The 18,679-nt window shown below is 43.3% G+C and carries 18 protein-coding genes; 6 read left to right on the forward strand and 12 right to left on the reverse strand.

Annotated features, from left to right (window positions below):
- Positions 1 to 11: 11 nt before the first annotated feature.
- From gorA to P8629_RS09810, 7 genes are all read right to left on the reverse strand, one after another.
- Positions 12 to 1,382 carry a glutathione-disulfide reductase gene (gene gorA, locus P8629_RS09780; RefSeq protein ID WP_278165949.1) on the reverse strand — a complete coding sequence of 457 codons (1,371 nt, stop codon included), beginning with the start codon at positions 1,380 to 1,382 and terminating at the stop codon, positions 12 to 14.
- A gap of 124 nt (positions 1,383 to 1,506) precedes the next feature.
- Positions 1,507 to 2,250: a glutathione peroxidase gene (locus tag P8629_RS09785; protein WP_278165950.1), complete on the reverse strand. Its 744-nt coding sequence runs from the start codon at positions 2,248 to 2,250 to the stop codon at positions 1,507 to 1,509.
- 180 nt (positions 2,251 to 2,430) lie between these two features.
- Positions 2,431 to 2,880: a hypothetical protein gene (locus P8629_RS09790; protein ID WP_278165951.1), complete on the reverse strand. Its 450-nt coding sequence runs from the start codon at positions 2,878 to 2,880 to the stop codon at positions 2,431 to 2,433.
- Positions 2,881 to 2,918: 38 nt separating this feature from the next.
- A complete protein-coding gene (locus tag P8629_RS09795; RefSeq protein WP_278165952.1) occupies positions 2,919 to 4,133 on the reverse strand; it encodes an NAD(P)/FAD-dependent oxidoreductase in 1,215 nt (404 codons plus the stop codon).
- Between the two features lie 3 nt (positions 4,134 to 4,136).
- Positions 4,137 to 4,883, reverse strand: coding sequence for a competence/damage-inducible protein A (locus P8629_RS09800; RefSeq protein WP_278165953.1), 747 nt, complete (start codon positions 4,881 to 4,883; stop codon positions 4,137 to 4,139).
- A gap of 33 nt (positions 4,884 to 4,916) precedes the next feature.
- Complete coding sequence (locus tag P8629_RS09805; protein WP_278165954.1) at positions 4,917 to 5,321, reverse strand: response regulator; 405 nt, start codon at positions 5,319 to 5,321, stop codon at positions 4,917 to 4,919.
- A 20-nt stretch (positions 5,322 to 5,341) separates the two neighbouring features.
- On the reverse strand, positions 5,342 to 6,124 hold the full coding sequence (locus tag P8629_RS09810) for a 3',5'-cyclic-nucleotide phosphodiesterase (RefSeq protein ID WP_278165955.1): 783 nt from the start codon (positions 6,122 to 6,124) through the stop codon (positions 5,342 to 5,344).
- Between the two features lie 117 nt (positions 6,125 to 6,241).
- On the opposite strand from P8629_RS09810, the gene P8629_RS09815 reads away from it, so the two are divergent.
- Positions 6,242 to 7,816, forward strand: coding sequence for an HD family phosphohydrolase (locus tag P8629_RS09815; protein WP_278165956.1), 1,575 nt, complete (start codon positions 6,242 to 6,244; stop codon positions 7,814 to 7,816).
- Positions 7,817 to 7,877: 61 nt separating this feature from the next.
- Here the strand turns inward: P8629_RS09815 and P8629_RS09820 are convergent, their stop codons facing one another.
- From P8629_RS09820 to uvrD, 5 genes are all read right to left on the reverse strand, one after another.
- Entirely contained in the window at positions 7,878 to 8,471 is a 594-nt protein-coding gene (locus P8629_RS09820) for a YfaZ family outer membrane protein (protein ID WP_278165957.1), read from the reverse strand.
- Positions 8,472 to 8,473: 2 nt separating this feature from the next.
- Positions 8,474 to 8,662, reverse strand: coding sequence for a hypothetical protein (locus P8629_RS09825; RefSeq protein WP_278165958.1), 189 nt, complete (start codon positions 8,660 to 8,662; stop codon positions 8,474 to 8,476).
- A 145-nt stretch (positions 8,663 to 8,807) separates the two neighbouring features.
- Complete coding sequence (mnmC, locus tag P8629_RS09830) at positions 8,808 to 10,838, reverse strand: bifunctional tRNA (5-methylaminomethyl-2-thiouridine)(34)-methyltransferase MnmD/FAD-dependent 5-carboxymethylaminomethyl-2-thiouridine(34) oxidoreductase MnmC (protein ID WP_278165959.1); 2,031 nt, start codon at positions 10,836 to 10,838, stop codon at positions 8,808 to 8,810.
- 32 nt (positions 10,839 to 10,870) lie between these two features.
- Positions 10,871 to 11,479 (reverse strand): ABC transporter ATP-binding protein, encoded by a 609-nt coding sequence (locus tag P8629_RS09835; RefSeq protein WP_278165960.1) that lies wholly within the window; start codon positions 11,477 to 11,479, stop codon positions 10,871 to 10,873.
- Positions 11,480 to 13,705 carry a DNA helicase II gene (uvrD, locus tag P8629_RS09840; RefSeq protein ID WP_278165961.1) on the reverse strand — a complete coding sequence of 742 codons (2,226 nt, stop codon included), beginning with the start codon at positions 13,703 to 13,705 and terminating at the stop codon, positions 11,480 to 11,482.
- A 413-nt stretch (positions 13,706 to 14,118) separates the two neighbouring features.
- Here uvrD and trxA point away from each other — a divergent pair, with 413 nt between their 5' ends.
- From trxA to hemE, 5 genes are all read left to right on the forward strand, one after another.
- Complete coding sequence (trxA, locus tag P8629_RS09845) at positions 14,119 to 14,445, forward strand: thioredoxin TrxA (protein WP_135794853.1); 327 nt, start codon at positions 14,119 to 14,121, stop codon at positions 14,443 to 14,445.
- 121 nt (positions 14,446 to 14,566) lie between these two features.
- Positions 14,567 to 15,826: a transcription termination factor Rho gene (gene rho, locus P8629_RS09850; RefSeq protein ID WP_278165962.1), complete on the forward strand. Its 1,260-nt coding sequence runs from the start codon at positions 14,567 to 14,569 to the stop codon at positions 15,824 to 15,826.
- A 254-nt stretch (positions 15,827 to 16,080) separates the two neighbouring features.
- Positions 16,081 to 16,332 carry a type B 50S ribosomal protein L31 gene (locus P8629_RS09855; protein ID WP_011369547.1) on the forward strand — a complete coding sequence of 84 codons (252 nt, stop codon included), beginning with the start codon at positions 16,081 to 16,083 and terminating at the stop codon, positions 16,330 to 16,332.
- Positions 16,333 to 16,531: 199 nt separating this feature from the next.
- Positions 16,532 to 17,362, forward strand: a complete 831-nt coding sequence (locus tag P8629_RS09860; RefSeq protein ID WP_278165963.1) for a thermonuclease family protein — start codon at positions 16,532 to 16,534, stop codon at positions 17,360 to 17,362.
- A gap of 142 nt (positions 17,363 to 17,504) precedes the next feature.
- Entirely contained in the window at positions 17,505 to 18,569 is a 1,065-nt protein-coding gene (gene hemE / locus P8629_RS09865) for a uroporphyrinogen decarboxylase (RefSeq protein WP_278165964.1), read from the forward strand.
- The last annotated feature ends 110 nt before the right edge of the window (positions 18,570 to 18,679 follow it).

The following is an 18,679-nucleotide window of genomic DNA, read 5'->3' on the forward strand; positions in this document are numbered from 1 at the left end:
TTGAAAAAAGGTTATTTTAAAATCATCGGTTGCATGGTCACCAGCTCTTCTGAAGAAGAAGGGTGAATCGCTATCGTAGCATCCAAATCCGCTTTAGTTGCGCCCATCTGAACCGCTACAGCAAAGCCTTGCAACATTTCATCTGCACCATCACCGACAATATGAATGCCAACCACTTTTTGGTCTTCTCCGACACATACCAGCTTTAACGCTGTTTTAATTTGATGTTCGGTAAAGGCATAACGCATCGGGGTAAACACCGCACTATAAACCTCAACATTATCATGACCATATTCTTTACGAGCATCATGTTCTGCTAGCCCAATCACACCAACGGGCGGGTGAGAAAACACGACGGTCGGCACTTTTGATAAATCCATTTTCAGCTCAGGCTGGTTGTTATACAAACGTTCCGCTAAATAACGCCCGGCTCGTATTGCAACAGGGGTTAGCTGCGCCTGTCCTGTCACATCGCCAATTGCATAAATATTGGATACTTGTGTTTGGTGATACTCATTCACATCAATATAGCCTCGACCATTCGGCACAAGCCCGACTTTATCCAAAGCTAATGGCTCAGTTAAGGTTTCACGACCCACAGCCCAAATAACTTCATCAAACCCTTCTAAATGCTGACCATCTTCCGATTCAATCGTGAGGGTTCCATCAGCGGCTTTAATGAGTTTTTTCACTTTAAAGTGATATTCTTTTTTAATGCCACTTTCAATCATGGCATCGGTCAAGGTTTCACGCACCATATCATCAAAACCGCGCAACACAAGGTCTTTACGGCTGATGAGAGTGGTTTCAGTACCTAGTGCCTGTAACACCCCTGCAATCTCAACACCAATATACCCACTGCCGATGACTGCGACCTTGTTCGGTTGTTCTGTTAACTCGAAAAAACCATCAGACGTAATTCCCAAATCAGCATTTTCAGTTTCATTTGGAATAAACGGCGTTCCGCCGGGCGCAATTACGATTGTTTCTGCGGTGACCAACTTGCCGTCAACTGAAACGGTATGTTCATCGACAAAGCTTCCCCAGCCTTCTAGCACGTCAATGCCTAACTCCTTGAAATAGCCGCCATACCAAGTGGTAATGTTAGAAATATATTGTTCACGACGCTTCACCAGCTCGGACCAGTCAAAGCCTTTTCGTTCCACGTGGAACCCGAAATCCGGGGCATCTCTTAAAGAGTCGGCGATTTGCGCGCCAAACCACATGACTTTTTTAGGCACACATCCAATATTAACGCAAGTACCACCCATTTTTTTGGCTTCAACAACGGCGCACTTTTTGCCATACCCTACTGCTCTTTCCACAACGGACAGGCCACCACTTCCTGCTCCAATGGCAATCAGATCATAATCATATTGCATGTGTTTTCCTCTTTTAAAAATCGCTATTTATCTTTTCTGGCTTGGATAAATAGAGATTCTTGAATGATTAATATTAAAGAAAAAACCACCAGGCCTGGTGGTTTTTCCGGTAAAGAACTGTCGATTATTTTGCTAAATAAGCCGCTAAATCGTCAGAGCCCCCAATATGCTTCCCTTCCATAAACACTTGCGGAACGGTATCCGCATTGGCCACCGCGCGCAGTGTACGAGAAGTCACATCAGAATGTGAAACGGTAATTTCTTCATACTCAATCCCGGCATCTTCTAGAGCCGCCTTCGCTTTCGCGCAGAATGGGCAACCTGGCTTTGTAAAGATTGTCGCTACTTTCTTAGGTTGCGCGTTAGGGTTGATGTATTCCAACATCGTATCCGCATCCGACACTTCGAATGGGTCGCCTGGTACACTCGGCTCGATAAACATTTTTTCAACAACACCATCTTTAACCAGCATTGAGTAACGCCATGAACGTTTCCCAAATCCTAAATCGGCTTTATCCACCAACATGCCCATGCCGTCAGTGAATTCACCGTTTCCATCCGGAATTAAAGTAACATTGGTCGATTCTTGATCTTTTGCCCATTCGTTCATGACAAACGTATCATTAACGGATAAACACACAATTTCGTCTACACCGTTTTCAAAGAAAACCGGTGCAAGTTCATTGTAACGAGGTAAATGAGAAGAAGAGCAAGTTGGGGTAAACGCACCTGGCAAAGAAAACACGACAACCGTGCGACCTTTAAAGATATCATCACTTTTTACATTGACCCATTCATTATTTTGACGCGTTGGCCAGACAACACTTGGAACGGTTTGACCTTCTTTGTTTTCTAAAGCTTGAGACATATTTTTCTCCCTAGTTAACGACTTAGCGATGTTAAACAAAAGCGCTAAGTTCATAAAAAACAGTTAATTTTGAATACAAAACTCATTCTATGCGAAAAAATAAATAAGTAAAATTAATTGTTTTAACTAGAATGATAGCTTTTAACTATCAAAAGAGTATTTATTCTTGCAAAAACGCTATTATTGCATCGGGGCGGATTGCAGTTCACGCATAAACAACTCCAAGCTTCCCGTCTCTTGAGCATATTTCATAATCACGCCCAACAAAGCCTGATCTTCCTGCTTTGAAGCAATACGAGCAGCCAGTTGAAACTCTCGCCCTGTTACCTCTCCCTGAAAAGCATTGACTTCCAACAACGCCGCCAAAGCGCCCACATTCGATAACAAGCAGGCTGCCTGCAAAGGTTTAACAGAAGTTCCTTCCGCATCTTTTGCCACCTCTTGCTGAGGTGAGACAAAATGCTCTTGAATCAAAACCTTCATCATCCAATAATTCATTTCAGGCGCTTCTTGGCTTTCCAAAACATTCATAAAAATCTCATTAGGATCCATCTGATGTTTTTGAATCAAAGTCTGTACTGTTTTCGAAAACGGTTCACGCGTTTCAGGTTTTAAATCTAATAAATTCATGTCTTGTCTCTGTTTGTTTTCCTAGCTTATTATATCAGTTATACGGTTTGCCCAGCCGCAAACCCGGAAGACCAAGCCCATTGAAAGTTATAGCCACCTAGATGCCCTGTTACATCCAAGACTTCTCCAATAAAGTAGAGTCCCGGTACTTTCTTGGCTTCAAAGTTTTTAGACGACACCTCATCGGTATCGACCCCTCCTAAAGTCACTTCGGCCTTGTCATAGCCTGCGGTATCACTGGGATAAAGCGTCCAGTGCGTTATCTGTTGAGCAAACCGCTCGATCTCTTCATTGGGCAGGTCAGCTAATTTAGTCGCAATGGGAAACATTTCCAGCCAGGCCTGGGTAAATTTCTTTGTCCAAAACTGCTGCAGCCAACGCACCAGAGATGCATTAGTTTGTTTTAATCGCATCAACTCCGCCAAAACATCCAGCTTAGGCAGCAGATTAATTTTAATCGGTTGACCCGGCCGCCAGTAATTGGAAATCTGCAATACGCCTGGCCCACTGATGCCCTGATGCGTGAATAGCATGGCTTCTTCAAAACATTTTTCTTGCTGACCATCAAATGTACTGATGCTAACATCCAATGCAATCCCACTCAGTTGATGACAAAAGTCTCGCCACTTACCTTCAAAAACCAAAGGAACCAAGCCAGGTCGATTTGAAATTCGTTTTAAGCCAAACTGTTTCGCAACTTGGTAACCAAAATTGCTCGCTTTGAGCTTAGGAAAAGAAAGCGCACCCGTCGCGATCACCAACGATTGACACTCAATAAAATACTCACTCGTTTCAACTCGAAACGCCGCTTCAGCAAGCGTTTTCGGTGTTAATTTTGTAATGGCCTTCACAGAAGTATTTAATTGAAGGTTCACCCCCGCCCAGTCACATTCAGTTTTCAAAATATGAATCAAGTCTCCAGCACGATGTCGGCAAAACAACTTTCCAAGCTCCCGCTCTTCATATTCCAATCCATGTCGATCAACCAGATCAATAAAATCTTGAGGTTGGTATCGAGCCAATGCACTTTTAACAAAATGCGGATTTTGACAAATAAAGTCGTTTGGCGTAACCACTTGATTGGTAAAGTTGCATTTTCCTCCGCCGGAAATTCGAATTTTCGCCGCTGCTTTAGGGGCATGATCGAGAACCCATACCTCTCGCCCACGATAACCCGCTGTGGCGGCACACATCAGCCCCGATGCACCGGCACCAATAATCAGCACATCTATGGTATTCGTCTTCAACAGCATTCTCTATATAAGTTCAAACGAAGCTTCTCGCTTATTGGCTTCGCTGATCAGCGCATCCAACCCTTTTTGAGCGTCCGCTTCATACCCTTCAACGCCCAGTTCGATTGTGCGATCACCTTGCTCTGAAATACTCGGCAAACTAAATAGACGTAAGGTTGGAAACTCGACTTCAAACGCCTCCATAAATGTGATCCATTCAGACTCATGCCCATCAATCAAACGAATGGTTTTTTCAACCTTAGGTTCCAGTTTTAAATGCGGATAATATTGGTTCAGCACCCATTCCATCATTGGCTTCGCCATCATTGGAAAGCCAGGCATAAAATGATGATTCTGAATCGAAAATCCTGGCACTCGGTTATAAAAATTGGGAATAATCGTCGCACCTTTCGGATACTCCGCCATTCGAATACGTTGAGGATAAGCCTCTTTCCCAAACTGTGCTTCAATTTCTTTAACCCCATCCGGGTGTCGTTCAATCGGCAAGCCTAGGGCTTTTGCTGCCGCCTGACGAGTTCTGTCATCCGGTGTCGCTCCAATTCCGCCAAAGGAAAACACAATATCGCCCGACTCAAAACTGGATTTAAGCGTGTCCACCAAGAAACCGGGTTCATCGCCTAAAATGTTTACCCAGGTCAACTCCAGCCCTCTAGGTTTTAACAAAGCATTTGCTTGGTTCAAGTGTTTATCTTGTCGCTTGCCAGACAACACTTCATCTCCAATAATCAACAAGCCAATTTTTTGGTTCATGGTCTTCTCATATACTCTGTATTCAGTTCAATATCACTGATTATTTACTTCCGTAACATTTTGTTTTTGCTGTGCGAAAACAGCAATTTTTTCTGCCATCAACTTAGAATCAATGGGTTTGGTCATATAATCATCCATTCCTGCTTCGTAGCACTTTTCATCATCACCGGCCATCGCATTGGCCGTCATCGCAATAACCGGAATCTCCGAAAGCGGGCTTTCCAGTTTTCTAATGGCTCGTGTCGTTTCATACCCATCTTTCACTGGCATTTGACAGTCCATTAAAATCAGGTCATAAGCTGTTTTGTCCAAAGCCTCCAAAGCTTCTTGACCATTGCCTGAGACATCGGCCTGATATCCCATTTTCGCCAACAACGCTACCGCGACTTTCTGGTTGACTAGATTATCTTCAACCACCAACACTTTAAATAATTCCATCCCGGAATTGCTCCTAACAATCATTGTTTTTTCGCTGTCGCCACAGTATAAATTTGACCGGCTTCCAATACGCTGGGCTTCCAACTTGAGAGTACTTTTCGAATTTCTTTCATCACCATTTCTTTGTGATGCACCGGCAGATGCGAAATAAACAGCGAGGGTCGATAATTCAATTTTTCAAGGTCAAATTTAAGGGCGTCAGGGTAGTAATGTTTCGCCAACTCACTGATGCTTTTATCAATTTTTGAATATTGATTGTCCATAATCAACATATCGACAGGTGGCAAATTATTCAATGCTTGCCACAAGGCATCGTTTTGAGAACAATCACCACTAAAGGCAAACGCCGCTTCTTCGTTACCGATCCAATAGCCTGCAGTCGGAACAGAATGATGAACAGGCAAAACCACTACTTGCTTATCCCCAAATGACAATACATCACCGTATTTTACAATATTTAAGTGTACACAAGGACGATCATGAGTAGGCAAAGTCGTAAAATCAGGCCAGATAACGTCATTGAAAATATGCTTTTTGAGGGCTTCAACCGTATGATGTAGCGCATAGACTTGAATGGTTTTATGTGCGCTATTAATAAGGTTATTCAACAAGAAAGGTAAATGCGAAACATGATCCAAATGGCTATGCGTCAAGACAACCGTTTCAACCTGAAGCATCTCCTGATACGTCAACGTTTCCACACCCGTTCCGGCATCCACCATCAAGGTATTATCCACCAAAAATGCAGTGGTCCCTTGACCTGACGAAACCCCGCCACTACATCCTAAAATTCGCAACTGCATTTCGGTAACCTGAATTATTATTAAGTCATCATGTAAGGCAAAACAGCGCCCTTAAACACAATTTACATTATAAATAAATTATGTCAAACTGGGCTTTCCATTTCATAGAGTTCCCCCATGACCGACTCTTTACTCGAAAAGATTGAACAACTGAACCAAGTCGGTATTGCACTGTCTGCGGAAAGCGATACCCCCACTCTTTTGCAACAGATATTAACCAGTGCACAATCCTTGACCCATGCGGATGGAGGAACTTTATACCGTGTCATCGATCAACAACAACTTCATTTTGATGTGGTACAAAACACCTCGCTAGATATTAAACTCGGAGGCAACCACCCGGATGCCATTTCCTTTCCACCCATTGCACTAACCTTAGCAACTGGTGAAGAAAATCTGACGACCGTTGCCAGCTATGTCGCCATCAAAGGCAACATGGTTAACATCGAAGACATCTATTCCGGCCAAGCTTTTGATTTTTCCGGTGCCTTGGCTTTTGATCAGCAGGTACATTATCGAACAAAGTCGATGCTGACCATTCCGCTTAAAAACTTTGACCAAGAAGTCATTGGTGTCTTACAACTGGTCAATGCGATGGATGAGCAAGGAAACGTGATTGCGTTCTCAAAAGAGTCAGAGAGCTTGGTCCGCTCTTTGGCCTCCCAAGCGTCTATTGCGCTAACTAACCGTCAGCTGATTGATGAACACAAACAACTGTTTGAAGCCTTCAGCAAAATGGTCGCTGATGCAATTGATAAAAAATCTCCCTATACCGGTGAACACTGTCAAAGAGTGCCGGTTATTACGATGATGTTAGCCAAAGCGGCCTCTGAATCGAACCACCCTGATTTTAAAACCTTTCAGATGGACGAAAACGATTTGTTTGAACTGGAAACTGCCGCCTGGCTTCATGATTGCGGCAAATTGACGACCCCTGAATACATCATGGATAAATCAACCAAGCTGGAAACGGTGTTCGACCGGATAGAACTCATTAAAACTCGCTTGAATTTAAAAGCATTTCAATCGCTTGCACAACAACATAATATCCCTACAAAGGAAATAGAGGCCTCACAAAAAAAGTACTTTGAATACTCTCAACGACTACAAGACATTAATATTGGCCAGGTATTTTTCAATGAATCATCTGCCGATTTTTTAAAAAGTATTCAATCTGAACTTTATCGAACACTGGAAGGCACTGAACAGCCAATGTTAACAGCCGATGAATTTCTTAACTTAAACATTCCGCGCGGCACGTTAAATGATGAAGAACGAAACATTATGCAAGATCATGCAGCAATGTCGATTCATATGTTGGATATATTACCTTTCCCGAAAGAACTACAGCGCGTTTCTGAATACGCGGGCGGACACCACGAAAGAATGGATGGACAGGGCTACCCTGATCAACTAACCCGCGAAGAGTTGTCCATACCGGCTAGAATCATGGGGATTGCTGATATCTTTGAAGCTTTGTCAGCGGGTGATCGGCCTTACAAAAAAGCCAAAACCCTCTCTGAAAGCTTACGTATTTTAGGATTCATGAAACAAGACGGCCATATTGATCCAGATTTGTTCAACTTGTTTATCCGAGACAAGGTCTATTTGACCTATGCAAAAGCTTACTTAAACCCCAGCCAGATTGATGAGGTTGATCACAGCCAAATTCCAGGATATAAAGCAACCTAAGTTATTAAGCCGCAGAAATAAAAAAGGCTCCTTTAAGGAGCCTTTTTAAATCACTTAAACTTTACTGAAAGGCAACTCTCACCCCAAGATGAAAACTATCATCCACTTCATAGTTACTTTCATTAAACTCAACATTCAATTTTCTGTAACCGACATAACCAACCGCACTCGGTAGAATTCTCATTTCAACACGCGCATTGAATTCTGAAGCGGTGTCCGCATCACCAGACGTGACAATCGAAGGCGCATATAAATACTCCATTGCGAAGGCGGTTGGAATTTCCGTCGGTAACCAATAACGACCTAGGCCACCAATCATCAGACCGTAACCGCTTAGATTATTTTTATCTTCATCGATATAAAATAACTTTCCTTTTAAGCCCAGCTCAAGATTTTTATTCCCTAATAAACCTTTTCGTGCCAAACTGCCATAAACATCTAAAAAACGATCACTTTTACTGTTAAAAAGGAAGTCCGCCCCCAAGTTTGTCAACTCATGTGGGGTTTCACGCAAAGAATAAAGTCCAATATTCCCAGCATCATTCGACAATGATAAATCTAGGCCGGCATTGCCTTCAATCGCATAAGCGCCCATTGAAACAGACCCCATCCCGACCACTAAAATAAACTTACGTAACTGCTTAAACAATTTCATATTCACTCTGCTCCTTTCTGCGCATTACTGATTCTTTCTACTGATTCTGAAATATCATCGCCCGTCGTCTGAACTTTATCGAAGGCTGATTGTGTCGAATCCAACCCTGACTTAATCATCTCCCGACTACCAAACCAGTCAAACATAATGGCTAAAATAATGACCCCTGCGAGTATCAAAACAATTTTCATACAGATTCCTTATAAAGAAGATTACGATAGTAGTAAGTGTACCTAAACGATACTTTAAAATAAATTTATGGCAGTCATTTTACGCGATTCTAACCATTAGAACAGTGTAAACAGTCTTAAAAAGCTTAATTTATAAAAAAATGCTTTACAGCATCGATTTTCCGCTTCGCCAATGTCGGATGGCAAAACGTGCAGGGTGCACTGCATGATACAAACTTTTTGGCAGGACTGGGTCGGCACCAGAAACCATTCCGCCAATCACTTCTGCTGCTAAAAATACCGACATTAAACCTCGAGCACCATGACCATTGGACACATATAGCCCAGCTTGGTAACGTTGTTCGGCGTAGCGATAAACTGCGTGGGTATGTGATTGTTCAAAATAGGCTGTTTTCATCCACTCAAAATCGGGCACCGCACCAATTAAGGGTAAATGATCCGGTGTTGTCGGACGAAAACCAACTTTACCTTCAGTCACATTAGAGGTCGTTAACCAATCAGGTAATGCTTCATGAGCTAAGCGTTGATTTTCTGACTGAGAGGCTTGAGATAACTCGGAGGATAAGTCTGGTGCTTCAAAGGTTGCTCCACTAATCGCAGCATAAGGCGAATCCGTTCCAAAATTTCCGCTCATGGAATACCCCCGATGCGTCACGGTCGTCTTTAATGTACCTTTTACATCAGCTGTTTGAAAGTGAGATACTTGCCCTTTGACAGGACGAATGGGTAAATTCAACTGCTGATTCAAAGCATCATTTAACGCTCCCGTTGCAACCACCACCACATCAGCATGATAGGTATGACAGGGTGTCAAAATCTGCCAGGCCTGGTCATTTTTTTCAGTCAACGACTGCAAGGAAACAACCCTTTCTTTTAATTTTAACTCAATTGAATCATGCGCAAGACACTGTATCACCACAGAAGCTGGCTGAACCCAGCCAGCTTCCGGAAAAAAGAGTCCTTCATGGTCTGTTTTCTGACCAATCAACTCACTGGCTTGGTTTGCATCACACCAATAAGCAAATGACTTCGGCAATCCCACTCTTGTTAAAGCCTCTTGTAATCGATGATGCATGGTGTCCGTCATCGTCAACTGCATTAAGCCATTTTGTTGACCCACAATGCTTTGCGAGTCAAACCACGGGCGCAACCATCGCAGACCGCTTTCAAATCCCTTTAGATAAAATTGACTGCGTACATTCCAATCCGCGGTTACCAATGGATGAATCGCACCGGCAAGATTACCGGAAGCTTGCTGAGCCACCGCCGTTTCTTGCTCTAACACCGTGACCGAAAGGCCCTGAGAAGCCAATTGGTGCGCAACCGCAGCCCCAGCTAAGCCTGCACCAATCACGACCGCTTTTTTCGGCCTTGGATTAGCCGCTTTAGGTGATTCGAACCAAGGCGCTTTGGAAGAAAAAGGCCGAGGGTGCGCATACCGCCCGAAGCACATTTCTCGCTTTTTAGCATAACCTGGTGCTTTTTCGACCTCAAAACCATGCTGTTCCAACCCTCTTCTTACCTCGCCCGCCGCCGTAAAAGTGGCAAACGTGGTTGTTTCTTTACTCAGCCTTGCCATCTGTACATACAATTCCGGTCGCCACATTTCGGGATTCTTGCGTGGCGTAAAGCCATCTAAAAACCAAGCATCCACTTTGAGATCAAATTCAGGCAATCCTTTCAAGGCATCGCCAAACCAAAGGGTAAGCCGAACCCGTTCATCAAACAGCAATACATCATGCCAGCCAGGCAACGGTATTGGAAGCGCTTCCAGTAAGGCTTTAGAAATCTCTTTCAGTTCGTCAAAAGCACTCAAAGCCTTTACCAGTTCCGTCTGGGTGAGCGGGAATTTTTCAAATGAAATAAAGTGTAATTGTGCACCGGGCGGCGCTTTTTCCAACCAAAGTAGGCAGGTTTTCAAAAAGTTTAATCCTGCGCCAAAACCGGTTTCCGCAATACAGAATCGATCCGTCGGCAACAAAGCATCAAAGCGTTCAGGCAGATTATTATGGTTCAAGAAAATATACGCAACTTCCGCCATGCCATCTAACTTGGAATAATACACATCATCAAAGAGTATCGACGTTGGTACACCTTCTGTAGACCAAGCAATCTGGGCTCGCTCCAGTTTAGGCGAAAACTTCGGTGTTTGGGAAGAGTGAGAAGCAGCTGTCATGAAACTTGAATCCTCTTCAATTTAATACCTTTTCAAGCGACAGTATCTCGGTGCAACTCAAGCTGTTGGCTACCAATACGCTTTGCCTGCTGCGGATCATGCGTGACCCAAATAGCGCAAGCCTGTTGCTCGATTAAATATTCCGAAATCAATGATTCAACCGCTAACGTTGATTCCGGATCCAGATTTGCAGTCACTTCATCCAGCAATAATACCTGAGGCATTTCGATTAATCCTCGGATCAAAGCTAGGCGCTGCTTTTCACCACTGGACAATTTATCGACTGGTTTCTTTAAAATACTGGACGGTAAATACAGCTTATCTAACGCGGAAAGCCACCAGTCCTGGCGACTTTTAGCGTGTATTTCAGGGAAATGGGTTGCGACCGAGTCTTCCCACCAGGCGGTTTCTGCTGGAAACCACATGACTTTTTTACGCCATTGGGTCACTTTCCAGTTTGATTGAGGTTTATCTTCCAAACGCACGTCTCCATCATGCGGATCTAAATCCGCTATGGCGCGTAACAAAACCGACTTTCCAGAACCGGAAACGCCTGAAAGCACCAAGACCTCTTCCGCAGCAAGCGAAAAGGAAACAGGCTTTAAATAAGGGCATTTTGACAGTTGATCTACCTGAAACATTTAGCGCTTCTCAAGTTTGGCAAACGCGGCAACTAGCCATTTTGTGCCGGCATGTGTGAAGTTGACTTGAATACGGGCATGGTCCCCCGCGCCTTCCGTACCCAGCACTGTGCCTTCTCCAAATTTTTGATGAAAGACATTTTCTCCAACCGTAAACCCAGACTCATTTGGCATGCTGAACCCTCGGCTGGATTGGCCGGCGCTTTCACCGTATGGTTTAACTGAGCCACTCAAGCGTACCATTTGAACACAATCTTCCGGAATCTCTTTGATGAAGCGTGATGGGAGTGGATAAAATTCAGAGCCGTGCATTCGACGCCGATTGGCAAATGAAATCATCAATTGTTTTTCAGCTCGCGTCACCCCAACATAGGCCAAACGTCGTTCCTCTTCTAAACGATAAGGATCTTCTTGTGACTGTTGAGATGGGAAAAGCCCTTCTTCCAGCCCAATCATAAAGACCAAAGGAAACTCTAGCCCCTTCGCGGCATGCAACGTCATCAATTGCACCGATGACTCCCATTGATCTGCTTGTTGTTCTCCAGCTTCCAACGCCGCTTGAGCTAAGAATTCTGCCAACGGATTTTCAAAATTGGGTTGATCAAAGGCTTCGGTCATCGCCATTTCTTCAGGTACAACGCCCTCTACACTTTCATTATTCTGCACCGGCTTAAACACACTGACCGCGTTAATCAATTCATCCAAATTCTCAAGACGGCTTTGGCCTTGTTCAGAGGTATCTTTTTCAAAATGCAATTGCAAGCCTGAACGCGAGATCACCTGAATAACCTGATCTTGCAAACTCAATGATTCCGTGCTGTCTTTTAACGACTCTATTAAAGATAAAAAACCATTCACGGCTGTTTTTGCGCGAGCCGTCAAACCATCTTGCGCCATTTGTGAAGCCGCTTGCCATAATGAGATTTCTTGCATTCTCGCCACTTCACGAATCTGATCGGCGGTTTTATTCCCAATTCCTCTCGGAGGCTGATTATAAACTCGTTCAAAAGCGGCATCGTCTTCGGTGTTTACCAATAAACGCAAGTAAGCCAATACATCTTTAATTTCGGCACGATCATAGAAACGCAGTCCACCATAAACACGATAAGGAATCTGTGCTTGCAACAACGCTTGCTCCATCACGCGTGATTGCGCATTAGAACGATACAAAACTGCTATTTCAGAACGGCTACCGCCCTGCTCACACCAGTTTTCAACTTGGTTGCAGACATAACGTGCTTCATCCAAATCGTTAAAGGCTTCATACACTCGGATTGGCTCACCTTCATCCCCCGCACTCCAAAGGTTTTTTCCCATACGGTCTTGGTTATAAGCAATTAAGCCGTTTGCCGCTTTCAAAATCGTGCCTGTAGAACGGTAATTTTGCTCCAAACGAACGGTTTTAACATCGGAAAAATCTTCATCAAAACGACGAATATTTTCGATTTTCGCCCCACGCCAGCCATAAATGGATTGATCGTCATCCCCCACAATAAACAATCGGCCAGTCGCCCCCGCTAACACGCGGAGCCAAGCATATTGCAAACTGTTGGTGTCTTGAAACTCATCCACTAGAATATGGCGAAACCGTGCTTGATAATGCGCTAAGACTTGTGGGTTTTTCAACCAAAGTTCATGCGCTCTTAATAAGAGTTCCGCAAAATCGACCAGGCCTGCTCGTTTACATTGCTCTTCATAGGCTTGGTAGACCTGCACCATTTGGCGCACGAAAGGATTATGCCCCGGATCAATATGATGGGGACGCCGTCCTTCTTCTTTTTCACCGTTGATAAACGCTTGCACTTGCTTGTGAGGCCACTGCGCCTCATCCAGTTCCAATGCCTTCAAAAGACGTTTAATGACTCTTTTCTGGTCATCGGCATCAAGGATTTGAAACCCCTGAGGCAGTCCAACTTCTTTATAGTGCGTGCGAAGCAATCGATAAGCGATGCCGTGAAAGGTACCCATCGTCATTCCTTGCGACTGACTACCAATCAAGGCTTCCACACGGGCACGCATCTCACTGGCGGCTTTATTGGTAAAGGTCACCGCCAAAACATTATAAGCTGAAAACCCCATTACTTGAGTGAGCCAGGCAATGCGGTGCACTAATACTCGTGTCTTTCCACTTCCCGCCCCGGCTAAAATCAAAGCATGCTGATCTTCCACGGTAACGGCTTCGCGTTGTGCATCATTTAAGTCATTTAATATATGTGAAATATCCATTCAAACGTAACCAAACTTTTATCGTTCTATTAGCGCATATCCTAAGGGATTTTGCGGCTTGAGGCATCTTTTATTCCGAACTTAACACGCTATTTTTATGTTCCAATAACTAACCAAAGCCTTATTTAATAAGGATTTTGATTGCTTTATGCGATTTTTAGGCAACAAAATAAAAACTATTTCATTTTTTTCTTGCATTATTGGCTAAAACAATGTAATAATTATCGAAATATCAAAAATTCAACGTTCGCCATATAATGAACAGGGGGTTTGTCTGCAAAGACCCTTCCATATTTCTAGGCGAAATATCTTATCTTGATTCTGGCTTCTTCTCATACGACTCCCCTCCAAAATATTCGGGCATTCGTGTAGGCGTTAGAACGAGAGAAACAATTTTAAGGAGTTACCAACCTATGAGTGACAACATGATCGCGACATCAGATGCAAATTTTGACAGTGAAGTACTACAATCAGACCTTCCAGTATTAGTGGATTTTTGGGCTGAGTGGTGTGGACCATGTAAAATGATTGCCCCGATCTTGGATGAAGTTGCAGGTGAGTACGCTGGCAAAATTAAAGTAGCTAAGCTAAACATTGATGAAAACCCAGCGACTCCACCAAAATATGGTGTCAGAGGCATCCCAACTTTAGTACTATTTAAAAATGGTGAAGTTGATGCAACCCAAGTTGGTGCTTTATCTAAATCACAATTATGTGCTTTCTTAGACGGAAACCTATAAGCTTTCGTCTTCAAAGCAAACTGCGTCCTTCTAAAGGACGCAGTTACTCTAAATCATCCTATTCATTTCTCTAAACAATCTCCAAACCCAATTCAATTAACTCAAAGACAGTTACATATTTATGAATTTAAACGATCTCAAAAAAATGTCAGCCGCCGCTCTTTTAGACATCGCTGCTGAAAAAGGTCTAGAAAATCTAGCCCGATTAAAAAAACAAGAAATTATTTTCGCCATTTTAAAAGCGCATGCTAAAAGCGGCGAAGACATCTATGGTGAAGGCGTATTAGAAATCCTACCGGATGGGTTTGGTTTTCTTCGATCTGGAGATGGCTCTTACTTGGCTGGACCGGATGATTTATATGTCTCGCCAAGTCAAATCAGACGCTTTGGACTCCGTAAAGGGGATACGATTCAAGGTAAAATTCGCCCGCCTAAAGACAGTGAACGTTATTTTGCGCTGTTGAAAGTCGAGCGTATCAACTTTGAAGACCCGGACGTTGCTCGTAAGAAAATCGCATTTGAAAACCTGACACCGCTTCATCCTCAAGAACGTTTGAAAATGGAATCAGGGAACGGCACTACCGAAGATATCACAACGCGAATCATCGACATCGCTGCTCCCTTTGGTAAAGGCCAACGTGGCTTGATTGTCGCACCGCCAAAATCAGGGAAAACGGTTATTCTGCAACAGATTGCACAATCCATTGCGGAAAATCACCCGGAAGCCTACTTGATTGTTCTACTTATTGATGAACGCCCGGAAGAAGTGACTGAAATGCAAAGAACCGTTAAAGGGGAAGTCATTTCATCTACGTTTGATGAACCAGCAACACGGCACGTTCAGGTCGCTGAAATGGTCATTGAAAAAGCCAAGCGCCTGGTTGAACATAAAACAGATGTGGTCATACTACTTGATTCCATTACACGTCTAGCACGTGCTTACAACACGGTTGTGCCATCTTCAGGGAAAATCTTGACCGGTGGTGTGGATGCCAATGCGCTTCATCGTCCTAAACGATTCTTCGGGGCCGCTCGAAATATCGAAGAAGGGGGGTCTTTGACCATTATCGCGACCGCATTGGTTGATACTGGTTCGAAAATGGACGAAGTAATCTTTGAGGAATTCAAAGGAACGGGGAACATGGAACTCCACTTATCTCGTAGTATTGCTGAGAAACGAACTTTCCCTGCGATCAATATCGAGAAATCTGGAACGCGTAAAGAAGAATTACTCACCACACCTGATGAGCTACAAAACATTTGGATTTTACGCCGTTTCTTACAGGGCTTAAATAACGAAGTTGAAGCAATTGAAACTTTAATTGATCAACTAAAAGTAACCAAAACGAATGACGAACTCTTTACAGCGATGAAACGATAATCGTATCGCAAGGCCTGTGAAAGCCTTATAAAGGTTACTAGCAGGCAAAATTTTCAGTAAGTTCATTAATTAATTGATGATTTTTCTTGCAATTTAGTTTTTTAGTTCTATAATTTCGCTTTCTTTTTTAAACATAGTGGCTATTCAGCTTTGCCTGATTGCTAGTGATTTACTTAGTTGGTTAACCAAACTAATCACTTAGCAAAAATGATAAAAGGTAAATCGAAAGCTACATAATACAATGGACCGTCATCATGCAAGCAGGCATTCATCCAGAATATAATGAAGTTGTTTTCCAGGATATCTCTACTGGTGAAACCTTTTTAACTCGTTCAACGATTGAAAAGACTTCTGGCGACACCATTACTTTAGACGGTAAAGAATACCCACTAGTTCGTATCGAAGTTTCTAGTGCATCACATCCTTTCTTCACAGGTAAGCAATCACTTGTTGATACAGAAGGTCGTGTTGAAAAATTCCGTCAAAAATACGGTATGCGCAAGTAAGCACTTCAGTTCACTATTTTGTAAACGTTACAAAATACCCAAAAAAGGCCGTCTTTTCGGCCTTTTTTATTTTCCGCCCCCGATTCCTTTCCTCTACTTTTCAGTCCATAGACAGCCTAGTATAGTGATGTAACGATTGCTTTTGGCCTTGGTGCATTTTGCTTTTCAATTCTACGCAAAAGACTATACAATAAGCGCTATGAAATCATTTATCCACAGAACACCGATACCGCTGCTTTTTATCAGTGCCCTACTCTTCTTAGTGCCGTTTATAGCGCATGCTGATGACTGTGCCCCTAAAAAGATTGATGTCTGGGTCAAAGCCAGCTTTGCTTTAAGCGGTGATACGGTCATTATTCAAAATAAGCAATATCGCTTGATTGGGGTAGAAGCGCCCCAAATTGAAAAGAAACAAAAGTTTTATACCTCAGGCCAGCCTCTTTCCAAAGCATCACAAGCCAACCTTAATACGATATTGGCAAACCATAACCTCAATGTCGGCGTGGAATACGATCAAAAACGCTCCGATGAATTTTATCGAACTTATGTCCACCTTTATGTCAAAGAGGGCGATAAAATTGTTAATTTACAAAAACTGGTGCTTGAAAGTGGTCTGGCACTTGCCCAATCCGAGCCACCAAATGAATTACATCAACAATGCTATTATCAAGCTGAAAAAGATGCCCGGCAAAACAAGGTTGCTCTTTGGAGTCTGGCGGAAAAACGCCCTGATTTAAATTATCCGGTCGCCCCTTCTTCCAACATCACGACAGATGATGAGGGTTATCATATTTACAGAGGCAAGGTCGTCAAAGTCGATAAAAGCTCAAACAACTATATTCTCAATATGGACACGACAGGGATTCGTATTCGTGAAGCCGACTGGGATCGTTTCAATTATGATGACCTCGAAGAACTTGAAGGCAAAGTCATTGAAGCGCGCGGGTTTGGTTTTTTATTTCAAGGCGCAATGTTTGTCAAAATACACTCACCTTATGCCATTGATCGCTTAAATCCCGTCAATCGATAACAATCGATATGATTTAGCACACTTTTTATAACATTTTCATGTCATCAACCGTTAAAATAACCCATTAAATTTTTTGAGATCTTATGCTGTTGCAATCAGCCGTCTCATTTTGACCGTATTAGCTAAAATAAAAGGATTCCCTATGGCGGAGCTAAAAAATGACCGTTTACTACGTGCCCTACTCAAAGAGCCTGTTGACCAGACGCCCGTTTGGATGATGCGCCAGGCAGGTCGCTACTTACCTGAGTACCGCGCAACGCGTCAACAGGCAGGCTCTTTTATGGATTTATGCCGTAATAAGGAACTGGCATGCGAAGTCACCTTGCAGCCCCTTGAACGTTATCCGCTGGATGCCGCCATCCTGTTTTCTGATATTTTGACGATTCCAGATGCAATGGGGCTAGAGTTACGTTTTAAAACAGGCGAAGGTCCAATTTTTGACAAGCCGGTTAGAAGCATGGCTGACGCGAAAAAATTATTCGTTCCGGATATGGCTTCGGATTTAGGCTATGTAATGGATGCGGTCAGCACCATCCGTAAAGCCTTAGACGGCCGAGTACCGCTGATTGGTTTCTCTGGTAGCCCTTGGACCTTGGCAACCTATATGGTCGAAGGCAGCTCGAGCAAAACTTACGCGAAAATCAAAGCGATGATGTATGACGAACCTGCAACGCTTCACCATATTTTAGATGTATTAGCGGATTCGGTTATTGCTTACCTAAATGCACAAATTGAAGCGGGCGCACAAGCCATACAAATTTTTGATACATGGGGTGGTGTTTTAACGCCACGGGATTACAAAGCCTTTTCATTAAACTACATGGCAAAAATCGTCGATGGTCTTAAACGTGAAAACGATGGCCGTAAAGTGCCTGTCATCCTGTTTACAAAAGGTGGTGGTCAATGGTTGGAATCAATGGCTGAAACAGGTTGTGATGCGCTAGGATTGGACTGGACAACTGACATTGATGAAGCACGTGCACGCGTGGGGGATAAAGTTGCGCTACAAGGCAATATGGATCCGAGTATCTTATATGCATCTCCAGCCAGAATTCGTGAAGAAGTCGCCACTATTTTAGAGAAATATGGCCATGGAACGGGTCATGTCTTTAACTTGGGACATGGTATTCATCCGGAGATTGATCCTGAGCACGCCGGTGCTTTTATTAACGCCGTCACAGAGCTAAGCCCGAAATACCATAAATAAGCAACTTGGTTAAATAAACCACGTTTCTTTTATAGTCATAGATTCAACAAGCAAGTGCAACACCTAGGAATAGAAAAAGGTTAGCTAATGAGCTACCTTTTCAGTTCCCC

This window comes from Hydrogenovibrio sp. 3SP14C1 (genome assembly GCF_029625905.1).
Lineage (GTDB): Bacteria > Pseudomonadota > Gammaproteobacteria > Thiomicrospirales > Thiomicrospiraceae > Hydrogenovibrio.